Here is a 2,081-nt window from a genome sequence, read left to right as displayed (position 1 = left end):
CGACTGCGGTGGTCTCCCGGGTCATGGTCGAGCGTGGCCTCGGTTCATGCCCGCTTGGGCGATCATCAACGCATGTGCTGATTTTCCAGGACATCGTCGCGATCTTCCTTCTGATTTTCGCAACGTCGCTGAACTCGGGCGGCGATATGGGCGCGCTGGCGCTGACCCTCGCCCGCGCGGCGGGCTTTGCCATTCTGGCCTTTGTCATCGCCTTTGCCGCGGGCCACTATCTGATGGGGCCGATTTTCCGCAGCCTCGCCCAGACGCGGAATCAGGAAGCGTTCACGGCAGTGACCTTGCTTCTCGTGCTCGGGGCAGCCTCAGCGACCGCCCAGCTTGGCCTGTCGCTGACGCTCGGAGCCTTCCTGGCCGGACTGGCGGTATCGGGCACGTCATTCCGTCATCAGATCCAGATGGAAACAGGCCCGTTTCGCGGCCTGCTTTTATCCTTCTTCTTCATGTCAGTCGGGCTGTCGATTGACCTCGGCGTGCTGGGCAGCCAGTGGGCGCTAGTCATCGCTTTTGCGCTGACCATCCTCGTTGTGAAAACCATGTTCGGATTTGTCGCAGCGCGCATGAATGGATGGAGCAATCCGGGCAGTGTCCAGCTCAGTTTCCTGCTCGCACAGGGCTCGGAATTCACGCTCGTCGTCCTGTCCATACTGACCATGACGACTGGGGTCGTACCCTCAGACATCGCAACGATATCCGTTGCTTCGATCGCCTTGTCTCTCGCGGCCGCACCGTTCTGGGCCGCTGCGGGGATGAAGCTTTCGCGCAAGGTTGCAAGCGTCTTCAAGGGGCAGACGCGGCCGGAGAACGAGATCACGCCGATCGCACCGGACCGCCCCGTCATCATTTTCGGCATGACAAAGGCCGGACGGCTGACGGCCGATGCGCTCACCGATCACGACATCCCTCATGTCTGCCTCGACGCGGAACCGGAGCGCTTCGTCTCGGCCATTGCCGACGGCTACAAGGTCTCCTTTGGCAATGCAGCGAACCTGAAGCTTGTTGGGGCTGTTGCGGGCCCTAATCCACGGGCCGTCGTCATCGGGGCGCCGCGCTACGAGGTCTCGCGCGACCTGACACCCGCCGCTCAAAGGGATTTCCCGAATACGCCGCGCTTTGTCTCCGTCGATAATGAGGCCGACCGCCAGCGCTTCTCTGAGCTCGGCATGCGCACATGGCTATCGCTTGGGCGCCCTGAAGGTATTGAAATGGCGGCGGATGTTCTGCGTCAGCTGGGCATCGACGAAGACAAGGTTGCCGCCTGGATTTCCCGCGAAGCAGACCTGTTTGAAGTCAACAATCCCCAGAGCGGGAATACCGAAACCGTAGGCTCGGAAGCGGCTTGAAGCGCAAACTGAAAAGGCCGGCCCACATTCTGGGCCGGCCTTCTGGATTTATAACGTCCTGCTGTCAGGCCCTAGCCTGCAATGCGGCGCGGCTCTGCCTCGTCCCGGCCCTTGCTGCGGTCGCGTTTGCGTTGCGGCTGGAAGGCGACTTTCGCGTGCTCTGCACAGTAAGGTCCGCAGTCGGACTTGCGCCCGCAAAAAGCGAACTTCGGATCAGCCGGGTCGCCGATCGGCCATTTGCACATGGAATCGCGCAGCGTGAGAATGGTCGCCGCTTCTCCATCTGCCACCGGCGCTGGCTGCAGGGCCTGTATGATGGCGTGCTGATCTGACTTGCGGATGCGTGTCTCTTCCGGCGTCGTATTTGGTGCTGTGACGCTTCCATCCGGCCTCAGTTTCGGCTTTGGACGGGCCAGACGCGGCGGGCGTTTTACAGGGCGCGATGGCGTTGCACGGCCTGACAGGCCGAGCCTGTGCACCTTGCCGATTACAGCGTTGCGAGTGACCCCGCCTAGCTGTTTCGCGATCTGGCTCGCTGAATGACCCTCGGCCCACAGCTTCTTCAAAACTTCGACGCGTTCTTCCGTCCAAGACATGGATTGCCTCCTGGCGCTTTGCACCCCTAGATGTTGTAGCAGCTGATTTCAGCCGCCCCCGTTAACCTCTACATATCGTATCAATGGCGAAATGAAACACAATATGCTGATATCGGTTCTCCACAAC

2 protein-coding genes are annotated in these 2,081 nt (G+C 60.9%); one reads left to right on the top strand and one right to left on the bottom strand.

Translation table 11 applies throughout. The features are described 5' to 3' along the window. The coding region (locus tag WA989_RS14335) for a cation:proton antiporter (RefSeq protein WP_424341164.1) at window positions 1-1,358 on the top strand (1,358 nt) is incomplete at its 5' end. Between the two features lie 71 nt (window positions 1,359-1,429). Here WA989_RS14335 and WA989_RS14330 read toward each other — a convergent pair. Further along, a complete protein-coding gene (locus WA989_RS14330; RefSeq protein WP_424341163.1) occupies window positions 1,430-1,954 on the bottom strand; it encodes a GcrA family cell cycle regulator in 525 nt (174 codons plus the stop codon). Window positions 1,955-2,081 lie beyond the last annotated feature (127 nt).

Origin of the sequence: Henriciella sp. (assembly GCF_049649345.1) — a bacterium.
Classification (GTDB): domain Bacteria; phylum Pseudomonadota; class Alphaproteobacteria; order Caulobacterales; family Hyphomonadaceae; genus Henriciella.
Note: the sequence above shows the minus strand (reverse complement) of the source record. Positions and strands in the feature narration are given on the sequence as shown.